The following is a 23574-nucleotide window of genomic DNA, read 5'->3' on the forward strand; positions in this document are numbered from 1 at the left end:
AGTCATCTACAACAGCGGCAACATGGTCGTGCTTGGCGATGTCGATTCCGATGAAGTACAAGGCTTTTCCTCCTTACTTTACGCTTTTTAAAAGACAGAGGTCTCCATCCGACGTCTGCGACACACAACCTCATGAGAGATACAACCCTTTGGCCATCCAGCCTAATTCATGTCCAATCGCAAGAGTCGGAGGCGCGATCCTACGAAACGAGGCTTTACCTCAGGGGCGATTCACGCGCCCTCCGTCTGTGTGTACGCCCTTTATCTCACATGCAACCTACATTGGAAAGGACGTACTCGCCATAAATCTGGCGACATAAAGAGTATATGAGGGGCGGTTCACGAACCGCCCTTTCGCGCGAAGCGCGAAAATGCAGGTCAAGACTACCATTCTGCCCACTAACGACAACTAGGTACGTCAACTTCTGTAGGGATGCTCTCTAGAGCATCCGTTCGCGCGAAGCGCGAAAACGCAGGTCATGGTTGGATTCTCCGCCTGACGGCGGAGAGGGCGCTTCGTGAAGCGCCCCTACTAAGGTAACCTTTTTAGTTATGATTATCGTACATGAAAGAGCCCTCGTCATAATGGTAGGGAGGGTAACCATCTTTTGGCGTAATCAGTAGCGCGAAAGCGCGTCACTCTTTGCGAAGCGAGAAGGGGCTGCTACCGCGTGCGCAATTGCCAGAAGGCGACGGCGCTGGCGGCAGCTACGTTGAGGCTGTCCACGTTGTGATACATGGGGATGCGCACGGTGTAGTCGCAGCGCGCGACGGTGGCGGGGGACAGGCCGTCGCCCTCGGTGCCCAGCACCAGCGCCAGACGTTCCTCGGCGTTGAGTGCAGGGTCGTCCAGCGACACGGAATCGTCCGACAGGGCCATTGCTGCCATCTTAAACCCCAGCTCATGCAGTAGCGGAATGCCCGTCTCGGCCCAGCCGCCTGCGCGCATCACGTTGCCGTGCACGCCCACTCCCTGCACGTCTTCGCCAATACGCGTCCACGGAATTTGGAACACGGTGCCCATGGACACGCGCACGGCGCGGCGGTAGAAGGGGTCGTAGCAGGCGGGTGTCACCAGCACGGCGTCCACGCCAAGCGCCGCGGCCGAGCGGAAAATGGCGCCCACGTTCGTGTGGTTCGTGATGTCTTCCAGCACTGCGACGCGGCGCGCCCCGGCCACCACCTCGGCCACGGAGGGCAGCGCGGGCCGGCGGAAGGCCGCCAGCGCACCGCGGGTCAGTTCAAAGCCCGTGAGCTTCGTCAACTCATCATGCGGCGCCACGAACACCGGCACGTCCGCGCCCCAGCGCGCGGCTACCTCATCAATGACGGGCGCCAACGCGTCAAGCCATTTCGCCTCCATGAGCAGGGATAACGGCTGCAAACCCGCTTCCAGTGCGCGCTCTATCACCTTGCCCGACTCGGCAATAAGCAGCGCGCGTTCTGGCTCCAGCTTGCTGCGCAGCTGCGCGTCGGTGAGGCGCGCGTACACGTCCAGCCGCAGGTCGTCGAGCGTTGCCACCTCCACTAGCACGGGCGCATCTCCCGCACGGCAGCCGCCACCTCAGCCGTAATGTCGCGCACGTTGTCCAGTCCGTGCGTGCAGAAGTCATCGCACGTGAGCATCTGCGCGCCGATGTGCGCCATATCCTCAATGTTCGCCGCTTGCACAGCGGGCGTGCGCGAGGACGTGCAATCTTCCAGCACCACCACGTTGTAGTCGAGCGAAAGCGCGTCGTAGCAGGTGGTACGGATGCAGTTCGGCGTGGTGGTGCCCGCGAGCACCACCGTGTTCACGCCCAGGCGGCGCAACACGTTGTCGAGATTCGTGTTGAAGAACGCCGAGAAGCGCGGCTTCACCACCACGCGGTCGCCGGGCTGCGGCGCGAGTGGCGCGGGCTCATCGAGCGAGTGCGGGTTCACGCAGGCGCGCGACACGGGTTTGCCGCCGTCGTGCCAGGCCGTGTGGCGCACGGCTTCCACATCCGAGCCATCTTCAGCGTACTCGCGCACTACGTGGAACACCGGCATCCCCAGCTCACGCGCCCGGTCAAGCGCTCGCGAGCACGCCGGCACCGTAGCCGCCGCCCCCTCCACGCACAACGCCGAGTTCGGATCAACAAACCCATTCTGCATATCAATCAAAAGCAACGCCGCATTCCCAGCCTCAACCATAGCGCGCTCCCTTCTACCACTTGTTACCCTGAGTGGATGCTCATGTACGGTAAAGAAGCAAGCAACCGAAAACAATAGATAGACCGCCAGCACTACACTATTCCGAACCAAAGACCAAAAGATAAGCATTTTGAGAAAATCTAAACTTTTGGATTTTCCTACAATGCCGACTACGGCGGAATCCCTCCCACTCCTTATATATTTCTTTCTGTATACATTGAATTTGTATTTAGTAAAATGCAGACAACACCACGGATCGGCTTTTGGCTGGACAATTCCAACCAAACACCGCAGCAGACAGTAGAAACCATTCTGAACGTTAGGAAGCCGGTATGATTGTTACATATAAGGGGAAGAAAAATTTCTTTTAGATACTTGTTTTCCTAAAACTGATGTGATATAATAATTCAATTCCAGAAAAGGAGTAAAAAATATGCGGCAAGGTATTCTTAAATAAAACTATAATCAAATAGTGGGAACAAAGGATTATGATAGTCCCTTTTGTAGGGGCTTAGTTTTTTGTACCCAATTTAAGAATACTTTTGCCTTATCAATTTTGACATATCCCCAAAAACAGCACTCACAAACAGGTGTATGCTGTATATGTGTATGTCCGCAAATTATCATCCCCAGTGGTAAAAGTATTTTACTGCTGGGGATTTTTATGCCCTTCGGGGCAGTAAAGGGAGGACAATCACATGAAAATAATCAATATTGGAATTCTTGCCCATGTAGACGCTGGAAAGACGACCTTGACGGAGAGCCTGCTATATGCCAGCGGAGCCATTTCAGAACCGGGGAGCGTCGAAAAAGGGACAACGAGGACGGACACCATGTTTTTGGAGCGGCAGCGTGGGATTACCATTCAAGCGGCAGTCACTTCCTTCCAGTGGCACAGATGTAAAGTCAACATTGTGGATACGCCCGGCCACATGGATTTTTTGGCGGAGGTGTACCGCTCTTTGGCTGTTTTAGATGGGGCCATCTTGGTGATCTCCGCTAAAGATGGCGTGCAGGCCCAGACCCGTATTCTGTTCCATGCCCTGCGGAAAATGAACATTCCCACCGTTATCTTTATCAACAAGATCGACCAGGCTGGCGTTGATTTGCAGAGCGTGGTTCAGTCTGTTCGGGATAAGCTCTCCGCCGATATTATCATCAAGCAGACGGTGTCGCTGTCCCCGGAAATAGTCCTGGAGGAAAATACCGACATAGAAGCATGGGATGCGGTCATCGAAAATAACGATAAATTATTGGAAAAGTATATCGCAGGAGAACCAATCAGCCGGGAAAAACTTGTGCGGGAGGAACAGCGGCGGGTTCAAGACGCCTCCCTGTTCCCGGTCTATTATGGCAGCGCCAAAAAGGGCCTTGGCATTCAACCGTTGATGGATGCGGTGACAGGGCTGTTCCAACCGATTGGGGAACAGGGGAGCGCCGCCCTATGCGGCAGCGTTTTCAAGGTGGAGTATACAGATTGCGGCCAGCGGCGTGTCTATCTACGGCTATACAGCGGAACGCTGCGCCTGCGGGATACGGTGGCCCTGGCCGGGAGAGAAAAGCTGAAAATCACAGAGATGCGTATTCCATCCAAAGGGGAAATTGTTCGGACAGACACCGCTTATCCGGGTGAAATTGTTATCCTTCCCAGCGACAGCGTGAGGTTAAACGATGTATTAGGGGACCCAACCCGGCTCCCTCGTAAAAGGTGGCGTGAGGACCCCCTCCCCATGCTGCGGACGTCGATTGCGCCGAAAACGGCAGCGCAAAGAGAACGGCTGCTGGACGCTCTTACGCAACTTGCGGATACTGACCCGCTTTTGCGCTGCGAGGTGGATTCCATCACCCATGAGATCATTCTTTCTTTTTTGGGCCGGGTGCAGTTGGAGGTTGTTTCCGCTTTGCTGTCGGAAAAATACAAGCTTGAAACAGTGGTAAAGGAACCCACCGTCATTTATATGGAGCGGCCGCTCAAAGCAGCCAGCCACACCATCCATATCGAGGTGCCGCCCAACCCGTTTTGGGCATCCATCGGACTGTCTGTTACACCACTCCCGCTTGGCTCCGGTGTACAATACGAGAGCCGGGTTTCGCTGGGATACTTGAACCAGAGTTTTCAAAACGCTGTCAGGGATGGTATCCGTTACGGGCTGGAGCAGGGCTTGTTCGGCTGGAACGTAACGGACTGTAAGATTTGCTTTGAATACGGGCTTTATTACAGTCCGGTCAGCACGCCGGCGGACTTCCGCTCATTGGCCCCGATTGTATTGGAACAGGCATTGAAGGAATCAGGGACGCAACTGCTGGAACCTTATCTCTCCTTCACCCTCTATGCGCCCCGGGAATATCTTTCCAGGGCTTATCATGATGCACCGAAATACTGTGCCACCATCGAAACGGTCCAGGTAAAAAAGGATGAAGTTGTCTTTACTGGCGAGATTCCCGCCCGCTGTATACAGGCATACCGTACTGATCTGGCCTTTTACACCAACGGGCAGAGCGTATGCCTTACAGAACTGAAAGGGTATCAGGCCGCTGTCGGCAAGCCAGTCATCCAGCCCCGCCGTCCAAACAGCCGCCTGGACAAGGTGCGCTATATGTTTCAGAAGATAATGTAACGTCTTGCGCAATGCAAGCGTTCATTGCTGGCTATTGCGAAATATCATTGATAAAATCAGTATCAGAGAGGAGAAACTATTTTGAACCAGGAACAGACGAATATTACAACAGGAAAGCAAATACGTCATCTGCGAACACAATTGGGAATGACACAGGAAGAACTAGCCGGGGAATTGAATGTTACCCGGCAGGCACTATCGAATTGGGAGAGAGATGTTAATGAACCCGATTTAAATATGTTGAAAAAAATTTGCTTTCTTTTTGGAGTCAACATGGACGATTTTGCGAAGGAGGTAATAACAAAGATGGAAACATATGAAAAAAAGGAGAAACGACAATTTAATAAGTACGATATGGCAATTGGACTTTTTTATGGTGTTGGTATATTTCTTGGCATTGGTATTTTCTTTGTTGGCGGTTTTATGACAATGTCAGGTGCAGGGTGGGGAGCATCACTATTTGGCGGTGGCTGTTTTTCTCTTGTATTTGGCTTGATATGCCATGCAGTTATTACATTGAGAACAGGAATTTATTGTGCTATCCATCATCGGGCCAACCTGACCTGAACTTTCAAAACTGAATATCCACCGCCCATCGGCGGCCAGCGAAAGCAGTAAGTCTGAAAAAGATTTGCTGCTTTTTTCTTTATCCGTTTGGCAAAATCGCAAAGTCATCCGTAGTAGGTAGGTGAAGCCGGAAACAAAAAATTTTCTGCGGCGGTAGCCAAATCTGCATTTTCTGTATTTCTAAGGCAAAGGAAAATTTGAGAAAATTCCCGGCAAGCGGGTAGCTGGCGGCCTTTGAAATGTATCTTTAGCGGAAAGAAAGAACTGCGGGTAAAAATCGCCCCACGCCGTAAGATTTTTGCAGAAATCCGGCCAAAACAGGCGGCAGCTATACGAGTAGTAAGTGCAAGGGGAAATCTACGGCTTACTTAGAGCAAGTTTCTACCACGGTGCCAAAATCCGCAATTCTGCGGTTTTGCCCCTCGCGGGAAACTTGTTGGGGAGTGCCTTCCCCAAACCCTGCTATGCGGCTTACGCCGCAAAAATATTTCTGTCCGGCAGACAGGAAATGCCCCGAAAATAGCTAACAGACCAGCCCATTTTTTGTGATAAGTGAAAGGAGGTTTACAGCCCATGCCGAAGCGATACAACACCCCCCACCGCAGCCATGTTGTGAAAACCCGGCTGACCGATGAAGAATACGCCGACTTCACAGAACGGCTTGCGCCCTATGGTATCAGTCAGTCCGAATTTCTCCGGCAGGCCATCCGGCGCACTACCATACGCCCCGTACTCCATGTGTCGTCAGTCAATGACGAGCTGCTCTCCGCTGTCGGGAAGCTCACAGCCGAGTACGGCAGGATTGGCGGCAATCTCAACCAGATTGCCCGCACCCTCAACGAGTGGCATAGCCCCTACCCGGCTATGGCAAAGGAATTGCGGGAAGCGGCCGCCGACCTTGCCGCCCTCAAGTATGAAGTCCTAAAGAAAGTAGGTGACGCCGTTGGCAACACTCAAGCATTTAGGCTCTAAGAACGCCGACTACCGCTGTACAGCCGCCCCTGTTCCGTGGTACAATGAAACCACGGAATAGTGGGGCTGGCTGTCGGAAACGGAGGATTTTATGTTAAGACAAGCCACCCAAAACCTCATTACCGCCCTTTATCCGAGATTGTCCCATGAGGACGAATTGCAAGGCGAGAGCAATTCCATTTCCAACCAGAAACGGATTTTGGAAGCCTACGCCAAGCAGAACGGCTTTACCAATCTGCGCTGGTACACCGACGACGGCTACTCAGGTGCGAACTTCCAGCGGCCCGGATTTCAAGCCATGCTTGCAGACATTGAAGCCGGGAAAGTCGGCACCGTCATAGTCAAGGACATGAGCAGGCTGGGGCGTAATTACTTGCAGGTGGGATTTTACACGGAAATGCTGTTCCCTCAAAAGGGCGTGCGTTTTATCGCTGTCAATGACAACGTGGACAGCGCAAACGGCGGCATGGACAATGATTTTACCCCTCTGCGGAACTTATTTAACGAATGGCTGGTGAGAGATACGAGCAAGAAAATCAAGGCAGTAAAGAAAGCAAAAGGCATGAGCGGCAAGCCTGTAACCAGCAAGCCAGTCTATGGCTATCTCATGGACAAGGACGAGAACTATATCGTTGACGAGGAAGCCGCCCCGGTTGTCCGGCAGATTTACCAGCTTTGCCTTGCGGGAAATGGCCCGACCAAGATTGCCCGTATGCTGACGGAGCAGCAAATCCCCACGCCGGGGACGCTGGAATACCGCAGGACGGGCAGCACCCGACGCTACCACCCCGGCTATGAGTGCAAGTGGGCGACAAACACCGTCGTCCATCTGCTGGAAAACCGGGAGTACACTGGCTGTCTGGTAAACTTCAAGACGGAGAAGCCCTCTTACAAGGTCAAGCACAGCGTTGAGAACCCCATCGAGAAGCAGGCTATCTTCCCAAATCACCATGAGCCGATTATCGACACGGAAACATGGGAGCGTGTGCAGGAGTTACGCAAGCAGCGAAAACGCCCGAACCGCTATGATGAAGTGGGGCTGTTCTCTGGTATGCTGTTCTGCGCCGACTGCGGCCATGTGCTGTATCAGCAGCGGTATCAGAACAAGAACCGCAAGCAGGACTGTTATATCTGCGGCAGCTACAAGAAGCGTACCCGTGACTGTACGGCACACTTTATCCGCACCGACCTTTTGACGGCGGGCGTGCTTTCCAATCTCCGGCAAGTGACGGAATACGCCGCCAGGCATGAGAGCCGCTTTGTAAAGCTGCTCATCCAGCAGAACGAAATCGGCGGCAAGAGAAAGACCGCCGCAGCCACGAAGCAGCTTGAACAGGCCCAGACACGCATTGCCGAAGTGAACCGCATTATCAAGCGGCTGTATGAGGACAATGTAAGCGGCAAAATCAGCGACGAGCGTTTCATGGAGCTGTCGGCGGACTATGAGCAGGAGCAGCGGGAACTGAAAGACCGGGCTGCCGCTTTGCAGGAGGAACTTTCCAAGTCGCAGGCCGCCACCGTCAACGCCGAGAAATTCATGGGGATTGTGAGAAAGCACCTTGCTTTTGAAGAATTGACCCCCACCCTCTTGCGGGAAATGATTGAGAAAATCGTCGTGCATGAGTGCAGCTATGACGAGAACGGCACCCGCAGGCAGGACATTGAGATTTATTACAGCTTTGTCGGCAAGATAGACTTGCCGGAAGCCTAACGCCTGACCTATCCGACACAGCCCTAAGTGCCGGATAGGAACGGCAAAATTTTTTACACTTCTATTACTTCTTTATCGCACATTAGCAAAACTATAAGGTTTGTCATCCTGAGCGGAGCGCCGTAAGGCGCGAAGTCGAAGGATCCCGTGTGGCGTTAGCTGGAAGTCTCCCGGCTATTGCCGCACGGGATCCTTCGACTTCGGCGCTCTGCGCCTCCGCTCAGGATGACAACCTCGCAGTGCTCAGGATGGCAAATTTCCTGGAAGTCATGATACCTTCTTTTGACTCGCAACAGCACACTCCACCTTCGAAGGTAACCATCTATCCTCTAAAACCGGATACAATTTGCCTCTAAAAGCGGATTCATTTATACTCTAAAACCGGATTCCAAATGCCTCTAAAAGCGGATCGCTATACGAAAGGGCTGGTCATGCAGCAGGGATCGCTTAAGCCAGAAGGATATCTGCCCAGGGTGTGTGACAGCGTGTTGTCCGAACTGCTGGAAACGTTCGCGGCTGTTGAAGTGGCGGGTACCATGTGGTGCGGGAAGACGTGGACATCCCTCTCGTTTGGGGAAAGCGTGACCCGGGTGGGGCGCGCTAACGTTAGGCAGGCGGTTGAGACCGACCCTGCGGTTGCGCTTATTGGTGCCAAGCTTCACGTCATTGATGAGTGGCAGAACGTGCCTCCCATCTGGGATGCCGTGCGTGATGCTGTTGATAGCTCGGAGGGCGAGACCGGGAGTTTCATTCTCACGGGATCTTCATCGCCCAACAAGCACCTGGTGAGCCACAGTGGTGCGGGGCGCATTGCGAAGCTTCGCATGCGCACGATGTCGCTTGCTGAAACGGGAGAATCTTCCGCAGCGGTTTCTCTTGCGGGACTGTTCGATGGGCAGTTCAAGCCAGCGCTTGTGCAACAGCGACTTGCCCCGCTTGCGGAAACCATCTGTCGAGGTGGCTGGCCTGCCTTGCGCAACGCGGATTCCAACAAAGCTTCCCGTTATCTCGATTCGTACTTCGACGCCATTTTTGAAACCAGCATTCCGCGTCGAGGCCTTGATGGTGGCGATTCGCGAAGGGTTGCTCGGTCGCTCGCGCGTAATCTGGGAACTTCTGCGAAGCTGGCAACCATTGGGGCCGATGCTTTTTCTGACAAATTATCTGCGGATACCATCGAGAAAAAAACGGCAGAGCATATTGCTGCGCTTGAAGCGTTGTACGTAATTGAAAACGTTGCAGGGTGGGATGCGCCTGTCCGGTCAAAGAGCCGGCTGCGTACCAAGCCAAAGCGCTACTTCGCCGATGCATCGTTGGCGGCTAATCTGCTGCAAGTAGATCCGCAGAGGTTGGTGCTGGACGGGCAGCTTTTCGGTATGCTGTTCGAATCGCTTTGCATGCACGACTTGGCAGTGTACGCTTCTGCCTTGCCGCACGCTCCCGCAGATCCCCTCCACTATTATCGCGACTCCGACGGGCTGGAAGTGGATGCCATCATCGAGTTGCGCGACGGAAGATGGGCCGGCTTCGAGATAAAGCTAGGCGACAGCAAGGTGGAAGAGGGTGCCGCAGCGCTCAACCGCTTGCGCGCGAAGGTGGCCGCGAATCCCGCTGCCCGCAACCCCCAGCCCGAGTTCATGGCGGTGATCGTAGGAGCAGGGGAATTCGCCCGCTACGATGCCGCATCAGACGTCTACGTAATCCCACTTACCGCCCTGGGCGCGTAAAAGTGTGACGCGCTACAGCGCTAACTAGTACGCCAGCGCGAAGCACGTCACACCAGGGTGTAAAAGCCGTAACGGTTAGGGTGTAAAATCCGAAATGAAAAGGGTGTATTTTCCCGAATTACCTGATGAGACGCTTGCCTGTTCAGGACCTGCTTTCTAAATATCTACGCCCAGGAATTGTTTGACCAGGATGCCTATGACGAAGGAGAGGGCGGCCACACCCAGGCTGATGCCGGCCATTTGACCGAGACCGAAGCGTTTTTTGAACGGCAGGTCTTGCGCCACGGAGATGTAGTAATTGAACACCACAAGGATGAGCAGCACAATCACAATCATGGTGCCCATGGCCCACAGGTAGTGCTCCGCGTCGAACAAGAGGTACGGCAAAATGAGCAGCGCCACCGTAATAAGGTACGCGATGCCTGTGTAGGTGGCGGACTTGAAGGCGTCCTCGCGGTCCTCGCTTTTGGCCGACAGGTATTCGCTCGACGCCATCGACAGCGTGGCGGCAATGCCGGTGATCAGGCCCGATAGCGCAATGAGGCGCGTGTTCTGCATGGCTAGCGTGAGGCCCGCTAGCGTGCCGGTCATCTCCACCATGGCGTCGTTCATGCCCAGCACCATGCTGCCCACATACGACAGGCGTTCCTCGTCCAGCATGTCCAAGAGCGCTGCTTCGTGCGCTTCTTCGTCATCGCGAATGCTCAGGGCTTCGGGCGCTTCCTTCGCCAGTTCTTCGTAGGAAATTTGGGCTTTGGCCTCGCCTTTCTCCATCAGCTTAACGGCGAAGGTGAAGCCGAATATGAGCGCAAGCAGCGCGTACCGGCGCACTCTGCCGCCTTGCGGTCGCAGTTCCTCGCCCGTGTAGCGCTGCCAGATGGCGGCGTGCTTTGCTTCTTCCTCGGAAATGCGCAGCAGCGTTTGCCGGTTGCCTTCGTCCTTCGTGCGCGCTGCGATGCGTCGATACACTTCGGCTTCGGTAACCTCGTTTTGCTGGAAGGCGCGAATTTGCGCGAGCACCGCGGGCGACAGGTTCTTTCCGCGCGCGTCCGTGTCTGCTGCCATGAGAAAACTCCTTGTCGTGGGTCGTTTTTGAACAACTGCCCAGTATAGCCGATTTTGTATACGCTCGGCAGAAGCGGGTTTTAAGGCAAGGGAGAAATGTGATATACTCGCCTTGCTGGCGGTGCCCGAGTGGTTAAAGTGATCGGGCGACGCTTAGATAGTTGGACCGGTAGTTGCCGCTACCGGTCTTCCTTTTTACTGCGCGACATCCTTTTCAAAATTATAAACGTGGCGGTCATGAGAATGAGGCCGGCGGCGTCGAAGGTGATGAAGCGGTTGATGGTGGCGGCGAGAGCTGCGTGGTTCGCGGGTAGCGTGAGGCGGATCCACGACTCGCCGACAACACCGATAACTTGCTGCACCAGCACCATCACGTAGAGCGCACGAAAGCGCTGCGGGTTCGCGATGACGGCGGGGTAGGTGGCGTTCCACATGAGAAAGGCCACGCCCAGGCCGCGCACGGCGATGACGCCTTCTTCTCCGGGCAGCTCGAAGCCGGCGACGTACGCCTCGGGGTGCACTACGTACAGTACGGCGCACTGCACGTTGATGACGAACACCAGCGCTACGGCCACACGCGCGGCGAACGCGGCGGCCTTCTGACCTCGTGTTTCCGTGCGCTCGTTCATGGTGTCAATCCTTTCGCTTGGCGCTTTCGCCGATCATAGCGCATTCGGCACGCCCCGGGTTAACGAGGGGTATACTGCTTGCAGACTATTAGCTTGAAAGGAATCCGCGATGAACGAATCCGAACGTACCGCGCCCGCCTCGGCGGCCTCGGCGCATCCCGCCTTCGACGACTTTGTGGCCACCATTGCGGCGTTGCGCGCGCCGGACGGGTGCCCGTGGGATCGCGAGCAGACGCACGCAAGCATTGCGCACAACATGATTGAGGAAGCGTACGAAGCGGTGGATGCTATCGAGGCTGGTGACGTGGCACATCTGCGCGAGGAGTTGGGCGATGTGCTTTTGCAGGTGGTGCTGCAAAGTCAGATTGCCGCCGACGCGGGCGAGTTCACCATTGATGACGTGTGCGCCGACGTGAACGCGAAGATGATCCGCCGCCATCCGCACGTGTTTGGCGAGGCTAAGGCCGCAAGTGCTGGCGAGGTGCTGGATCTGTGGGACCAGGTGAAGCTGGCCGAGAAGGGGGAGGCCGACGCCGCCACCACCGCGGCCGCCGACGCGCCCGAAGGCCTGCTTAATGGCGTACCCACCAGCTTTCCCGCGCTCATGCAAGCGCAGAAGGTGTCGCGCAAAGCCGCAGCGGTAGGCTTCGAGTGGGACACGGTTGATGACGTATGGGACAAGGTGCGCGAGGAAGAGGCCGAACTCAAGCATGCCTACGCCGCCGCTGCGAAGGAACCCAACGGCAAAGTGGAAGGTGCGGATGCAGCGGCCGTGGAACTAGAGCTGGGCGACGTGCTGTTCTCGCTGGTGAACGTCGCGCGCCGCATGGGCTTGGACGCCGAGGGCGCGCTGCGCGCCACCTGCGCGAAGTTCCGCCGCCGCTGGTCGTTTATGGAAGGCGCCGCATGGGTGCAAGGCCGCCGCATTGAGGATCTGTCGTCCGACGAATTGGAAGAGTTGTGGGTCCAGGCAAAAACTCAGGAAGCGCAAGGTTGCTCGTAGGACAAAGGTCTTACGCGGCGAACCCTTCCCTCTGTTTTAATCACAAGTTGTAGCTCCTTCCGATGGCACTATCCCCCTGCTAAAGGGTAAACTAGAACCCTATACATGAAGTATGGTGGACAGGCGATGCAGATAACCACACGATCAAACGGAGGCGAGGGGGGCGATGCGTCCTGTATGGCAAACTGGAGGCGCAGAAGGCTCGACGTCGAAAAAGGCAGACGGGGGGGGGGCGCTCACGTCACTCTTTTGGGCAAGACTCCCTTACAGGGCTGCTGAGCCGCAGCGGATTTAACTCTCGAGTTAGAGCGCTTATCAGCGAAAATCCCGGCGAGTCGTTCGTCATTGTGTACGGCGATATCGACCGTTTCAAGGTCTACAACGACCTCTTCGGCACCCACGCGGGCGACCAGTTGCTGGCCGCAATCGGTGCCATGCTGCGCGACCTGCTTCCTCCGAACACGGCTGTCGCTCGCCTGCGCGCCGACCACTTCGTGTGCTGCTGTCCTCATTCCCTGCTTTATCCTGATCGTTTGCTATCCCTGCTCGACGACTGGTTCGCGAACTATCGAGAAGACTTTACCTTCTTCGTGCGCCTGGGTATCTACGTCATTGACGAGCCTGAGCTTGACGTCAGCCTCATGTGCGACCGCGCGCTGTTGGCGCTGAAGGCCGCGAAGGACGGGCATGCGGGCAGCAAGTATGCCCTGTATGACGAGACGCTGCGCGCCTCGGTGCTCAAGGAGCAGCAGCTGGCGGGAGAAATGGTAAAGGCGCTGGAGGAGGGCCAGTTCGTGCCCTATTTCCAGCCGCAGTACCGCTACGCTGCTGGCCGCATGACGGGCGCTGAGGTACTGGCGCGTTGGAATCATCCGGAGCGTGGGCTGGTGTCGCCCGCCGAGTTCATTCCGGTGCTTGAGCGCAATGGGCTGATTGCGCGGCTCGACTACTATTTATGGGAGCAGGCGTGTAGCTGCTTGCGCGACTGGATTGACCGCTTGGGCGCCGACCGGGTGCCGCGGCTGTCGGTGAACCTGTCGCGCGCGGATATCTATCGCGCCGATTTGTGTTCCTACTTGAATGACCTGCTGCGTCGTTACAATCTGCCCACTGATTTACTGCATTTGGAAATTACCGAGACCGCCTACATGGAGGCGCCCGAACAGCTGGTGGATGCGGTGACGAAGCTTCGTGCCGCCGGTTTCGTGGTGGAAATGGACGATTTCGGTAGCGGTTATTCGTCGCTCAACACGCTGAAAGATGTGCCCGTTGATGCGCTCAAGATTGACATGGGCTTTTTGGACGCACGGGACCGTACGCGTGGCGGCATCATTTTGGCTTCGGTCGTACGCATGGCGCGCCTCTTGGATTTGCCCGCCACGGCTGAGGGTGTGGAAACGCAGGAGCAGGCCGTTTACCTGGCGAGCATTGGCTGTGAGTACATGCAAGGCTACTTGTTCTCAAAGCCGCTTGACCGCGCATCGTTTGAGCGCCTCTTAACAGAACAGCCTTCAGCTGGTGAAGAGCCACCAATTTCAGAAGATGCGCGTGAGGACGCCATTCAGCAGCGACTCTACGATGCTATTCCGTGTGGCATCGTGCGCTACACCGCCGACGATATACCGCGCATGTTGTTTATGAATCGGAAGGCGTGCCAGATTCTGGGCTATCGCGATTTGGTGGAGTATCGCGAGGTGACGGGCGGTGACGCGTTCGCGCCCATTCTGCCCGATGACCTCACTGTCCAACAGTCATATTTCGAAACCTTGCGCGAGGGTGAGCCGCCGTGCGATTTCGCGCTCCGGTATCAGCGTCGCGATGGTTTCGTTGGCTGGATTGAGGGCACGTCCGCGTTTGAGGTGAACGAGGAGGGTTGCCCACTCGTGCAGAGTGCCTTTATGGAAGTGACTCAGCAGCGCCTCGACCGCGCCGAGAGCGCATGGCAAAACGAGCGCTATCGCCTGCTCAGTGAAATGACCAACACCATCAGCTTTGACTATGATTCCGAGTCCGATACGGTGCTGCTCTACATCGACCGTACGGGCAAGGGCATGGAAGCGCAGGTCATTTCCCACTACTTGGAAACGTTGGAATCGACGCGCAAAAGCGTGCTGCACCCAGACAGCGTGGCGGATGTTCGCGCCATGTTCGAGCGGGCGCGTGCCGGAGCCCAAGAGGTGGGCACCGAATATCGCGCCGACTACTATGGGGGAGGGTATGCGTGGTATCGCACGAAGCTGTATGTGGTACACGACCAAAATGGCGCCTGGCACTTAGTGGGTATTATTGAAGATATTGAAGACGAACGTGCGCTGCGGTTCCGCGCAGAATTCGACGCCGTTACGGGGCTCACGAATCATGCGGCCACGCAGGAGCTGGTGTCTGCGGCACTGGCCAACCCTGACGTGCGGGCAAACAGTGTGTGCGTGGTGTTGGACATTGATGACTTCAAGCTGGTGAACGACACGTGCGGTCACATAGAGGGTGATGCGCTGTTGCACGCGGTGGGTATGGTGCTGCGTACGAATTTCCGCGAAGGTGATGTGGTGGGCCGTGTCGGCGGCGATGAGTTCGTGCTGCTGCTGAAAAACATCGACCCCGAGGTGGCGCTCCGGAAGCTTCAGCGGGTGCGGACGCAGATAGCTGCCGTGCCGGTGGTAGGCAGAAGCACGGGGGCTTCTATTAGCGCTGGCGTGTACCTCACCTGCGACGATGATCGTTCCTATCGCGATGTGTTTGTAAAGGCTGACGAGGCGCTCTACCAGGCGAAGCGTGCGGGCAAGGATCGCATTCAGATGTATCAGGAGGGGTAGGGGTGCGTGTCGGCTGACGCACCGGGCCGCGCTGGTGGGCGGCGGTGACCGGGTGCGGCATGTTCCCCACCACGGCATTTGGTGTTTTGCCAGAATGAGGCGCGGCGGCTACGCGGGTGTCCGTTGACGGGGTATCATGGAACCGTTGATAAACCGTCGCCGAGGAGCACCACATGCCAGAAGTAGCGCAGCCAGATTTCGATCACCGCATGGAAGCCCAGGCGAGCCCCGAAGAACCGGGCACCCGCTCCGCGTTCGACGTGACCGACGATTTGCGCGAGCCCATCGACGATATCACGCGCCTCAAAGATGCCGAGGCGAAAACCCGCGAGATCATCCAGAAGTACCAGGCCGCCATGCGCGAAATGGAAGTGCGCTTCGAAATTCTTGACCAGGACCTCAACCTCAAGAAGCACCGCAACCCCATCCACCACGTGGAGTCGCGCATTAAAAAGCCTGCGAGCATTTTCGAAAAGCTGGGCCGCTACGGCAAAGAAGCCACGTTGGAAAACATGGAACGCTACATCATGGACATTGCAGGCGTGCGTGTGATCTGCTCTTATATTCACGACGTGTACAACTTGCTGGAGCTGTTGCGCAAGCAGGACGATCTCGTCATTGTCACGGTGAAAGACTACATCAAAGACCCGAAGCCCAACGGCTACCGCAGCCTGCACGTGATTGTGCGCATTCCTGTGTACTTTTTGGACAACAAGGAACTCATTCCCGTGGAGGTGCAGCTGCGCACCATCGCCATGGACTTTTGGGCCAGCCTTGAACACGATTTGAAGTACAAATCGGTGAGCGAGGTTCACGGTATTGACTCGTATGATGAACTGAAAGATTGCAGCCGCATCATCGAAGACGTGGAATCTCGCATGCAAATTCTTGCCCGTGCGTTGGAAATTGAGGACTGACGCGGCACGGGCCTGAGGCGCGGCGGACGCGAACTGAGGCGGAGGCAGGCCTTGAAAGGAGTCACGCCCATGCGCACGTATACAACCGATGCTCACGGCACATTTCAACGCTCCGACGTGGAGTTTCATCGCAACGAGAGGGCGGAAATGGAGTTGGTGGTGTGCCGGCCCGACCGCACCTACCAGCGCATCGTGGGGTTCGGCGCGGCGTTCACCGAGGCCTCTGCCTACGTGTTTGCGCAGATGCCGCCTGCGGTGCAGGATGACTTTCTGCTGCGGTGCTTCGGCGGCGCGGTGGAGGGCGACGAAGGGCGCGGCGGCAATGCGTACACGCTCTGTCGCACGCACGTGCAAAGTTGCGACTTCGCGCTGGGCAACCACGCCTATGTGCGTCCGTTCGACCGCACGCTGCGCACCTTTTCCCTTGAGCGCGACCGGAAGCTGCTGCTGCCGTTCATTAGCTGCGGGCTGGCCGTGAACCCGGCGCTTCAGTTGATTGCGGCACCGTGGAGTCCGCCGGCCTTCATGAAGACGAACGGCCGCATGAATGGCGGCGGGCGTTTGCGCCGGTCATGTTACGAGCCGTGGGCGCGGCTGCTGGCGCGCTACGTGGAAGCGTACGCCGAGGAAGGCGTGAACATTACGCGCATGACGGTGCAAAACGAGCCGTGTGCGGTGCAGACCTGGGATTCGTGCCTGTTCACAGCCCAGGAAGAGGCGGAGTTTGCCGTGCACTATCTGCGGCCGGCGCTGGATGCGGCGGGCTTTTCGCACGTGCGGCTGCTGGCGTGGGATCACAACACCGATCGCATTCTTGAACGGGTGGACGACACGTTTACCGTGTCCGGCGCGGCGCAAGCGTTCGACGGCGTGGCCTACCACTGGTATGCGGGCGACCACTTCGAGCAGCTGCGCGCCGTGGTTGACGAGCATCCCGACAAGGAACTGCTGTTCACGGAGGGATGTGTGGAATATTCGCACGGCGGCTCCTGCGCTTCCACGGAGGAACGCAAGGCCGAGCAGTACGGGCATGCGCTCATTGGTGCGCTGAATGCGGGCGCGAACGGCTTCATCGACTGGAACATGCTGCTGGACGAACGCGGCGGTCCCAACCACGTGGGCAACTTCTGCGAGGCGCCGCTCATGTACGACCGCGCGACGGGTGAGCTTATGGAGCACCGCTCGTTCGCCTACCTGGGGCAGGTGTCGCGGTTTGTTTCGCCGGGGTCGCGGCGCATGTTGGTGTCGCGATACTGCGATGACGTGGAGTGCGTGGGCTTTGTGCGGCCGGATGGCCAGCGCGTGTTGGTGGCGCTCAACCGCCGCGACGAGGTAGCGCGCTTTGACGTGGCCGAACGCCCACGCGTGGTGCGCATAGAGGTGCCGCCCCACGCTCTCACCACCATGGTGTGGGAGTGAGCGCAGGGCGGCCGGAGAAGGGGTAGGCGGGTTCGCTGGATTGCCGGTGAGGGTGAATCGCCAGGCTGCCAGCTCGTTCGTTCCCGCTAGTTGTCGAAGTTCTCGGAGAAGTGGGCGATCTGGGCGTTCTCCTTTTGCACAGCGGCGCTTTGCGGCTGCTCCACGCGGCGGACGAAGAAGCGTACGTAGTGGATGAGCACGTAGGCTACCATGAGCGTGGCCAGGCCCGTTTCCACGTAAAACAGCACGTCAAAGGCGAAGGGGAGCGCCAGGCCGTTCGCGCGCAGAAACGCGGTGGCCTGCCCGAGCGCGGTGGCCGTAATGACGAAGGGGAACGTCATGGCCGCGTAGCTGGGGTAGAACTTGAGGCGCAGCAGTTTCGGCAAGCGCCACAACACCACGGCGAACAGCAGTTGGGCCAGCACCAGCAGCACGCCCACGAATACGACGCTCGGGCGGGCGGCCGTAGCCAGGTAGCCCACGATGGACAGGCTCATGGGAGCGGTGTAGATGCAAAACAGCGGACGCGCGGCCTCGGGCGCCTCGTGCTTCGCGTAGCGGTAGGTGACCAGGCCAAGCAGCGCCACGTAGCAGATGAAGCCGAACCAAAACAGCAGGTGACCCGTTTGCTGCATGCCGAACGTGGGCGACGTGGCCGACGCCACCCCAATGCCCACGTAACAAATAAAGTAGGTGGGGAACACCTCGTGCAGCTTGAAGTCGCCGAAGAAGCGTGTGGTGAACCAGGCGATGAGCACCAGGTGGCCGACCACAGCCGCAATCCACAGCGCGAAGGCGGGCACGTACGCCACCGGTGCGAGGTAGGCCGAGAACTGCATGAACGTCATGAACACGGTGCCGCTGACGCTGGCCATGATGGAGTTGTGCAGGTCGTCGCGGATAAGCTGCGGAAACAGGATTACTTTTGCAGTCAGCAGCGCCACCAGCGCAAGTGCCAGCACGCCGCAGAGAATGTGGATGCCTTCGTAGGCGGGCTGCAACAGGTTGCCGAGTGCCGTAAGAGCGAGGGCGACGCCCGCAGTGGGAATGGGGACTTTCTTGATGATGTCGCGCATGGGACACGTGCCTTTCTTTCGCTTTCGTCGTGTGCTTTGAAGAATTCTGGCAGTGTTTTATCAGAAAGAAAAATGATAAATTGTTATGCTGTGATAACATTAGGTAATGGTTATGGAACGTGTCGGAGCGCGCCGAGTTAGGTTGTAGGCTGCGCGGCACGTATGACGTGCGCTGTTGCCGCGACGTTTCCACGCGCGTAGGGCATCTGGCACCGAAAAACGAAAGGGTTCCCGTGCAAGATTTCCGCATGAGTACGTTTCTCAGCGTGTGCCGAACGTTGAACTATACCCGGTCAGCGGTAGAACTCAACATCACGCAACCCGCCGTGTCGCAGCACATTGCCCACCTGGAGAAGGCGTACGGTGCGAAGCTGTTCTCATATCGCGGGAAGAAACTTGCGCTCACGCCGGCGGGCGAGTTGGTGCGCGATGCGGCCGCCACCATGGCGCACGACGAGTCCGTGTTGCGGGATGCCATTGCCGCGCAGACGGGGCAGCGCCGCACGTTGCGCCTGGGCATGACGCTGACGGCCGGCGAGTACGTGTTGGCGAAACCCCTGGCCGTGTATCTGACGGAGCACGAAGATGTGCAGGTGCGCATCGTGTCGCACGACACGGAGCGGTTGCTGGCGCAACTGCACGAAGGCTCCATTGACTGTGCACTGGTAGAAGGCTTTTTCGACAAGAGTGCGTATGACTGGCGCGTGTTCGGCACAGGGAGCCTGGTGGGTGTGTGCGCACCGAGCCATCCGTTGGCCGGGGATGAGGCGGGCGAGAGCGCGGCTGTCGCGTACGACCTCGCGGACCTGCTGGATCAGCACGTTCTCATACGCGAAAAAGGTTCAGGCACGCGTGCCGTGCTGGAGCACGCTTTGGTCGCGCGCAACCTCACGGTGGAAAGCTTCGCTCGTGTAACTGAGGTGGGCAGCATCAACATCATCAAAACACTGGTGGAAAGTGGCTATGGCATCTCGTTTCTCTACGAGGCGGCCGTTGCTCGCGAGCTGGCCGCCGGCACGTTGGTGCGCATTCCCCTCATCGGCCGCCCCATCGAACACGACATCACACTCATTCGCCTCAAAGGCACCGTCTTTCAAGAAGACTTTAACGAGTTCTACCAATCTCTCCGCGCCGCTGCACAGAAAATGCCCCTCTTGACTTGAAGTATGCTCCAGGTTCTATGATGGGGTTACCCAACGAGAGGAGAACCTTTGAAACCCGAGTTTGAATCAATACCTAAGCTGGGCTTTGGCTGCATGCGCCTGCCGCTTTTGGATGCCACCGATCAGACGAGCATCGATGTGGAACAGTTTAAGCAGATGGTGGACGCGTTCATGGAAGCCGGCGGCACCTATTTCGACACGGCGTTCGTGTACCACGAGGGCGCGTCGGAGAAGGCGCTGAAGGAGGCGCTGGTGCAGCGCTACCCGCGCGACGCGTTCACGGTGGCCACGAAGTGCCTGGCGTGGGCCATCGACAGTAAGGAAGAGGCGCAGTCGAACTTGACTACCTCGCTTGAGCGCATGGGCCTGGATTACGTGGACTTCTACCTGCTGCACAACGTGGGCGGCGGGCGCACGGCGAAGTTCGACGAGTACGGTATGTGGGATTTCGTGAAGCAAAAGCAAGAGGAAGGCCTCATCAAGAATTGGGGCTTTTCGATGCACGCCGACGCTGACACGCTGGATGCGCTGCTGACGGCGCACCCCGATGCTGACTTCGTGCAGCTGCAGGTGAACTACCTGGACTGGGACGACCCGGTGGTGCAGGCTCGCGCGTGCATGGACGTGGCTGCGCGCCATGGCGTGCCGGTGGTTATTATGGAGCCCGCGCGCGGCGGGCGTTTGGCTGAACTGCCTGAAAGCGTGGCTGCGCCGCTTGTGGCCGCCGACCCCGACGCGCCGCTCGTGTCCTGGGCGTATCGTTTCTGCATGAACTTGCCGAACGTGCTCACGGTGCTGTCGGGCATGTCCACGCTGGAACAAGCGCGCGAAAACGCTGCGCTGCTGCGCGAAAGCCGCCCGTTCTCGCCCGACGAGCAGCGCGCGTTGGACGAGGCCGTGGAAGTGCTGCGTGGCCTGGCGAACATCCCGTGCACCAACTGCCGCTACTGCGTGAAGGACTGCCCGCAAGGCGTGGTTATCCCCGAGATTCTGGCGCTGATGAACCTGGAGCTGATGACCAAGAACCGCGACTTCGTGAAGGGCCTCTACTCCTGGCAAGCCGCCCCCGGCCCCGCCTCCAAATGCATAGCCTGCGGTGCCTGCGAAGCCATGTGCCCCCAAAGCATCAATATCATCCAACACCTGGAAGAAGCTGCAGAGCACTTCGAGTAACCCTGCCCGCGAAGGGCACACGTTTCGCGCTGCGCCCTTCGCACTTGTCTTAAAAAGTTCTCAATCAAATGAAAACTTTCCCCCAATTTCCCAAAAGTTCTCAATCAATTGAGAACTTTTTGAATAGCGCCTACATAGTGCATCTCGTTAAGCGCTACAACATGAAGGGTGGGAAACTAGCGAACTAGTCGAGGGCTTATCTGCTTTGGCTTGAAACGTGGGGAGCCGTGCTACTTCACCTTGATGCTTGCGAATATGCTGTCGTAAAAGCTGGGATCAGCATTGTAGGCGGACTCGGGATATATTCCCGTGATAGCGGCTGCGATGGCCCCATCCGCTTCCACGTAGTAGTCGCGCACTATAACTCCCTTAAGCGTCATGGTGCGTGTGAGTGCGCTCATGCCGTTAAGTTCGACTACTTCAGCATCGGAGAATTGTGCATCCTTCGTCCCTTCGGCAACCTTAAGTTCAAGTTCGCTCATCTCGCTGGGGTCTTTCGCAACGGGCTCCAGCACGGCCTTTGCTGCTTCAAGTCCTACCCGATTGGGATCATCGACTTCGGCTACAACGAAAGCAATGCTTCCATCGTCATTTGCAACCGTCTTTGCCCATGCGTCCATGTCTTCGGGCAAGGATGCACTGGCATTCGTCCTTTCATTGTGAACCGAAAACCCGTCGGGAAAACTGAGGGAAACGCGACCTACTTCCACGGTTTGACCGCTGGCGCAACCGGTGATCAGCGCAAACAGTACAACCGCAATGCCGAAGAGAAGACCTGCCATCGCGCCGTGGATCCGTCGATTACCTGTCGCTGTGCTCATGTCTTCTCCTTAGAATGCGGTGGCACACGCGTGCGGCTTGGAGAACTTCCGCCACTCATAAAGTACAGCAGGTGTTTCCTGCAAAATGAGTTCTTATGATAGTATCATGCTGACCATATTCTATCAATTAATTACCATGTTCGCTTAATTGATTACTAGATAACTAGTTATTTACTGAGCATATAACGAGGCGAAGATGATTGGCGTTTTCGATAGTGATTCACCCAATAACGAACCTCAAGACATGCTTGCGGAGAACTCAGAATCGTTCGATGTTGGTCAAAAGCCGAACGGGAGACGGAGGTTCGCCTGTGTGTTTGGGGTGCTCATTGGGCTGCTGCTGATGGTGTATCTTGCCGGTTCTTTCTTCTTCGCTACCCACTTTCTTCCTGGGACAACACTTTCGCAGCGGGATATTTCGCTGAAGACCCCAAGCGAGGTGGGTGATCTCATTGAGGCCGATCTTGCTAACTATGAAGTAACGGTGTCGGGCCACGGGTTTTCGACGAAGATATCAGCGGCACGTGCCGGTGTGAGGCTTGACGCCGAAAGAACGGCTGCAAACATGTTGGCGACCACCAGCTTCTGGCTCTGGCCTGTGAACATCTGGCAAGAGCGCGATGTTGCCAGAGAACTTGCGGCCTCCTACAGTGCAAGTTCGCTTAATGCGGTGGTTCGCGGCGCAGTGGATGCCTTCAACGAAACCGCTGATCTTCCGGTTGACGCATGCATCGTTTTTGATGAGCCGTCCGAGTTGTTCGTTGTGCAGCCTGAGAAATTGGGAACCGCCCTTGATGCCTCCGAAGTGACCAAGTCGGTTGCCCAGGCGGTTGCGTCGTTGCAGCCAACGGTCATGCTCACCGACGAGCACTTGCAAACGCCGGCACTTCTTGCCACGGACGCCCACCTGAAAAGCGCGGCCCACGAAGCGAACGCGCTCATTAAGGCACACATACAACTCACGCTGGGCGGAGCGGAGGCCGGTGTGGTCTCACCTGCGCTTGTTGCCTCATGGGTTCGCTTCGGTGGTGACCTCGCGGCAACTCTCGACGAAGGTGCTCTTTCTTCATGGGTGCACGACCTGACCACCGCCTGCACCACCACGGGCGCGCAGCGCACCTACACAAGACCCGACGGAAAGGTGATAAGTGTTTCCGGTGGGCCCTACGGGTGGTCGATTGACGAAGAACTTCTCCTTGCCCTGGTGAAAGAGGGGGTGGTGAACGGTTCGGTCGGCCCGTTCGAGATTCCCTGCAAAACGACCGGTACCGCCTTCAACGGACTAGGGGCGCAGGATTGGGGAGCGCGCTATTGCGATATCGACCTCTCAGAGCAGTACGTTCGCTTTTATGATGACGCGGGGGCTCTTGTGTGGGAATCGGCTTGCATTACGGGCACACCGAACGGCGTGCACAATACGCCCGCTGGCGTCTATTGGCTCAACCAGAAGCAAAGTCCCTCCGAGTTGAAGGGTACGAATCTGGATGGCACGAAGTACACCTCAACAGTTCAATATTGGATGCCCTTTGTGGGCAACGTCATTGGGCTCCACGATGCCGACTGGCAAACCTCCGGTTTCGGCGGTGACCTGTATCGCCAAGGCCTCGGAAGCCACGGGTGCGTGAATCTTCCTCCGTATCAGGCGGCTGCGCTTTACTCCCTTATTCAAGCGGGGGATGTTGTGGTGTGCCATTGGTGAGGCACGGGTGAGGTGCGCTTTCGCCG

18 protein-coding genes are annotated in these 23574 nt (G+C 57.1%); 12 read left to right on the forward strand and 6 right to left on the reverse strand.

Annotated features, from left to right (window positions below):
* Positions 1-664: 664 nt before the first annotated feature.
* Together QNJ86_RS05135 and QNJ86_RS05140 are read right to left on the reverse strand one after the other, a co-directional pair.
* Complete coding sequence (locus QNJ86_RS05135) at positions 665-1534, reverse strand: TrmH family RNA methyltransferase (protein WP_283831526.1); 870 nt, start codon at positions 1532-1534, stop codon at positions 665-667.
* Positions 1528-2175 (reverse strand): cysteine hydrolase family protein, encoded by a 648-nt coding sequence (locus tag QNJ86_RS05140; protein WP_283831527.1) that lies wholly within the window; start codon positions 2173-2175, stop codon positions 1528-1530. The genes QNJ86_RS05135 and QNJ86_RS05140 overlap by 7 nt, the downstream gene beginning before the upstream one ends.
* Positions 2176-2873: 698 nt before the next feature.
* Between QNJ86_RS05140 and tet(W) the strand changes: the two genes are divergently transcribed.
* The 5 genes from tet(W) to QNJ86_RS05165 all read left to right on the forward strand — a co-directional run bounded on the left by tet(W) (position 2874) and on the right by QNJ86_RS05165 (position 9770).
* A complete protein-coding gene (tet(W), locus tag QNJ86_RS05145) occupies positions 2874-4793 on the forward strand; it encodes a tetracycline resistance ribosomal protection protein Tet(W) (protein ID WP_000691721.1) in 1920 nt (639 codons plus the stop codon).
* Positions 4794-4874: 81 nt separating this feature from the next.
* The gene (locus tag QNJ86_RS05150) at positions 4875-5360 is read left to right on the forward strand and encodes a helix-turn-helix domain-containing protein (RefSeq protein ID WP_283831528.1); all 486 of its coding nucleotides are present in this window, start codon (positions 4875-4877) and stop codon (positions 5358-5360) included.
* A 573-nt stretch (positions 5361-5933) separates the two neighbouring features.
* Positions 5934-6332: a plasmid mobilization protein gene (locus QNJ86_RS05155; protein WP_001126628.1), complete on the forward strand. Its 399-nt coding sequence runs from the start codon at positions 5934-5936 to the stop codon at positions 6330-6332.
* 91 nt (positions 6333-6423) lie between these two features.
* A complete protein-coding gene (locus QNJ86_RS05160) occupies positions 6424-8043 on the forward strand; it encodes a recombinase family protein (RefSeq protein WP_000945966.1) in 1620 nt (539 codons plus the stop codon).
* A 431-nt stretch (positions 8044-8474) separates the two neighbouring features.
* The gene (locus tag QNJ86_RS05165) at positions 8475-9770 is read left to right on the forward strand and encodes an ATP-binding protein (protein ID WP_283831532.1); all 1296 of its coding nucleotides are present in this window, start codon (positions 8475-8477) and stop codon (positions 9768-9770) included.
* Positions 9771-9926: 156 nt separating this feature from the next.
* Here QNJ86_RS05165 and QNJ86_RS05170 read toward each other — a convergent pair whose 3' ends face one another.
* Both QNJ86_RS05170 and QNJ86_RS05175 read right to left on the reverse strand, forming a co-directional pair.
* Positions 9927-10835, reverse strand: a complete 909-nt coding sequence (locus QNJ86_RS05170) for a VIT1/CCC1 transporter family protein (RefSeq protein ID WP_283831533.1) — start codon at positions 10833-10835, stop codon at positions 9927-9929.
* A 179-nt stretch (positions 10836-11014) separates the two neighbouring features.
* Positions 11015-11464, reverse strand: coding sequence for a hypothetical protein (locus QNJ86_RS05175; protein WP_283831534.1), 450 nt, complete (start codon positions 11462-11464; stop codon positions 11015-11017).
* 109 nt (positions 11465-11573) lie between these two features.
* Here QNJ86_RS05175 and mazG point away from each other — a divergent pair, with 109 nt between their 5' ends.
* The 4 genes from mazG to QNJ86_RS05195 all read left to right on the forward strand — a co-directional run bounded on the left by mazG (position 11574) and on the right by QNJ86_RS05195 (position 17616).
* Positions 11574-12467 carry a nucleoside triphosphate pyrophosphohydrolase gene (gene mazG / locus QNJ86_RS05180; protein WP_283831535.1) on the forward strand — a complete coding sequence of 298 codons (894 nt, stop codon included), beginning with the start codon at positions 11574-11576 and terminating at the stop codon, positions 12465-12467.
* A 314-nt stretch (positions 12468-12781) separates the two neighbouring features.
* On the forward strand, positions 12782-15280 hold the full coding sequence (locus QNJ86_RS05185; RefSeq protein WP_283831793.1) for an EAL domain-containing protein: 2499 nt from the start codon (positions 12782-12784) through the stop codon (positions 15278-15280).
* Between the two features lie 173 nt (positions 15281-15453).
* Positions 15454-16197: a GTP pyrophosphokinase gene (locus QNJ86_RS05190; protein WP_283831536.1), complete on the forward strand. Its 744-nt coding sequence runs from the start codon at positions 15454-15456 to the stop codon at positions 16195-16197.
* A gap of 69 nt (positions 16198-16266) precedes the next feature.
* A complete protein-coding gene (locus tag QNJ86_RS05195; RefSeq protein ID WP_283831537.1) occupies positions 16267-17616 on the forward strand; it encodes a glycoside hydrolase family 30 protein in 1350 nt (449 codons plus the stop codon).
* 86 nt (positions 17617-17702) lie between these two features.
* Here QNJ86_RS05195 and QNJ86_RS05200 read toward each other — a convergent pair whose 3' ends face one another.
* Positions 17703-18692 carry a TDT family transporter gene (locus tag QNJ86_RS05200; protein WP_283831538.1) on the reverse strand — a complete coding sequence of 330 codons (990 nt, stop codon included), beginning with the start codon at positions 18690-18692 and terminating at the stop codon, positions 17703-17705.
* Positions 18693-18940: 248 nt separating this feature from the next.
* Between QNJ86_RS05200 and QNJ86_RS05205 the strand changes: the two genes are divergently transcribed.
* Positions 18941-19855 carry a LysR family transcriptional regulator gene (locus QNJ86_RS05205; protein ID WP_283831539.1) on the forward strand — a complete coding sequence of 305 codons (915 nt, stop codon included), beginning with the start codon at positions 18941-18943 and terminating at the stop codon, positions 19853-19855.
* A gap of 48 nt (positions 19856-19903) precedes the next feature.
* Entirely contained in the window at positions 19904-21028 is a 1125-nt protein-coding gene (locus QNJ86_RS05210) for an aldo/keto reductase (RefSeq protein WP_283831540.1), read from the forward strand.
* A gap of 230 nt (positions 21029-21258) precedes the next feature.
* Here QNJ86_RS05210 and QNJ86_RS05215 read toward each other — a convergent pair whose 3' ends face one another.
* On the reverse strand, positions 21259-21849 hold the full coding sequence (locus tag QNJ86_RS05215) for a hypothetical protein (RefSeq protein ID WP_283831541.1): 591 nt from the start codon (positions 21847-21849) through the stop codon (positions 21259-21261).
* A gap of 244 nt (positions 21850-22093) precedes the next feature.
* On the opposite strand from QNJ86_RS05215, the gene QNJ86_RS05220 reads away from it, so the two are divergent.
* Entirely contained in the window at positions 22094-23548 is a 1455-nt protein-coding gene (locus QNJ86_RS05220; RefSeq protein WP_283831542.1) for a L,D-transpeptidase family protein, read from the forward strand.
* Positions 23549-23574: the final 26 nt, after the last annotated feature.

It is taken from the genome of Gordonibacter faecis (assembly GCF_030077735.1).
GTDB lineage: Bacteria > Actinomycetota > Coriobacteriia > Coriobacteriales > Eggerthellaceae > Gordonibacter > Gordonibacter faecis.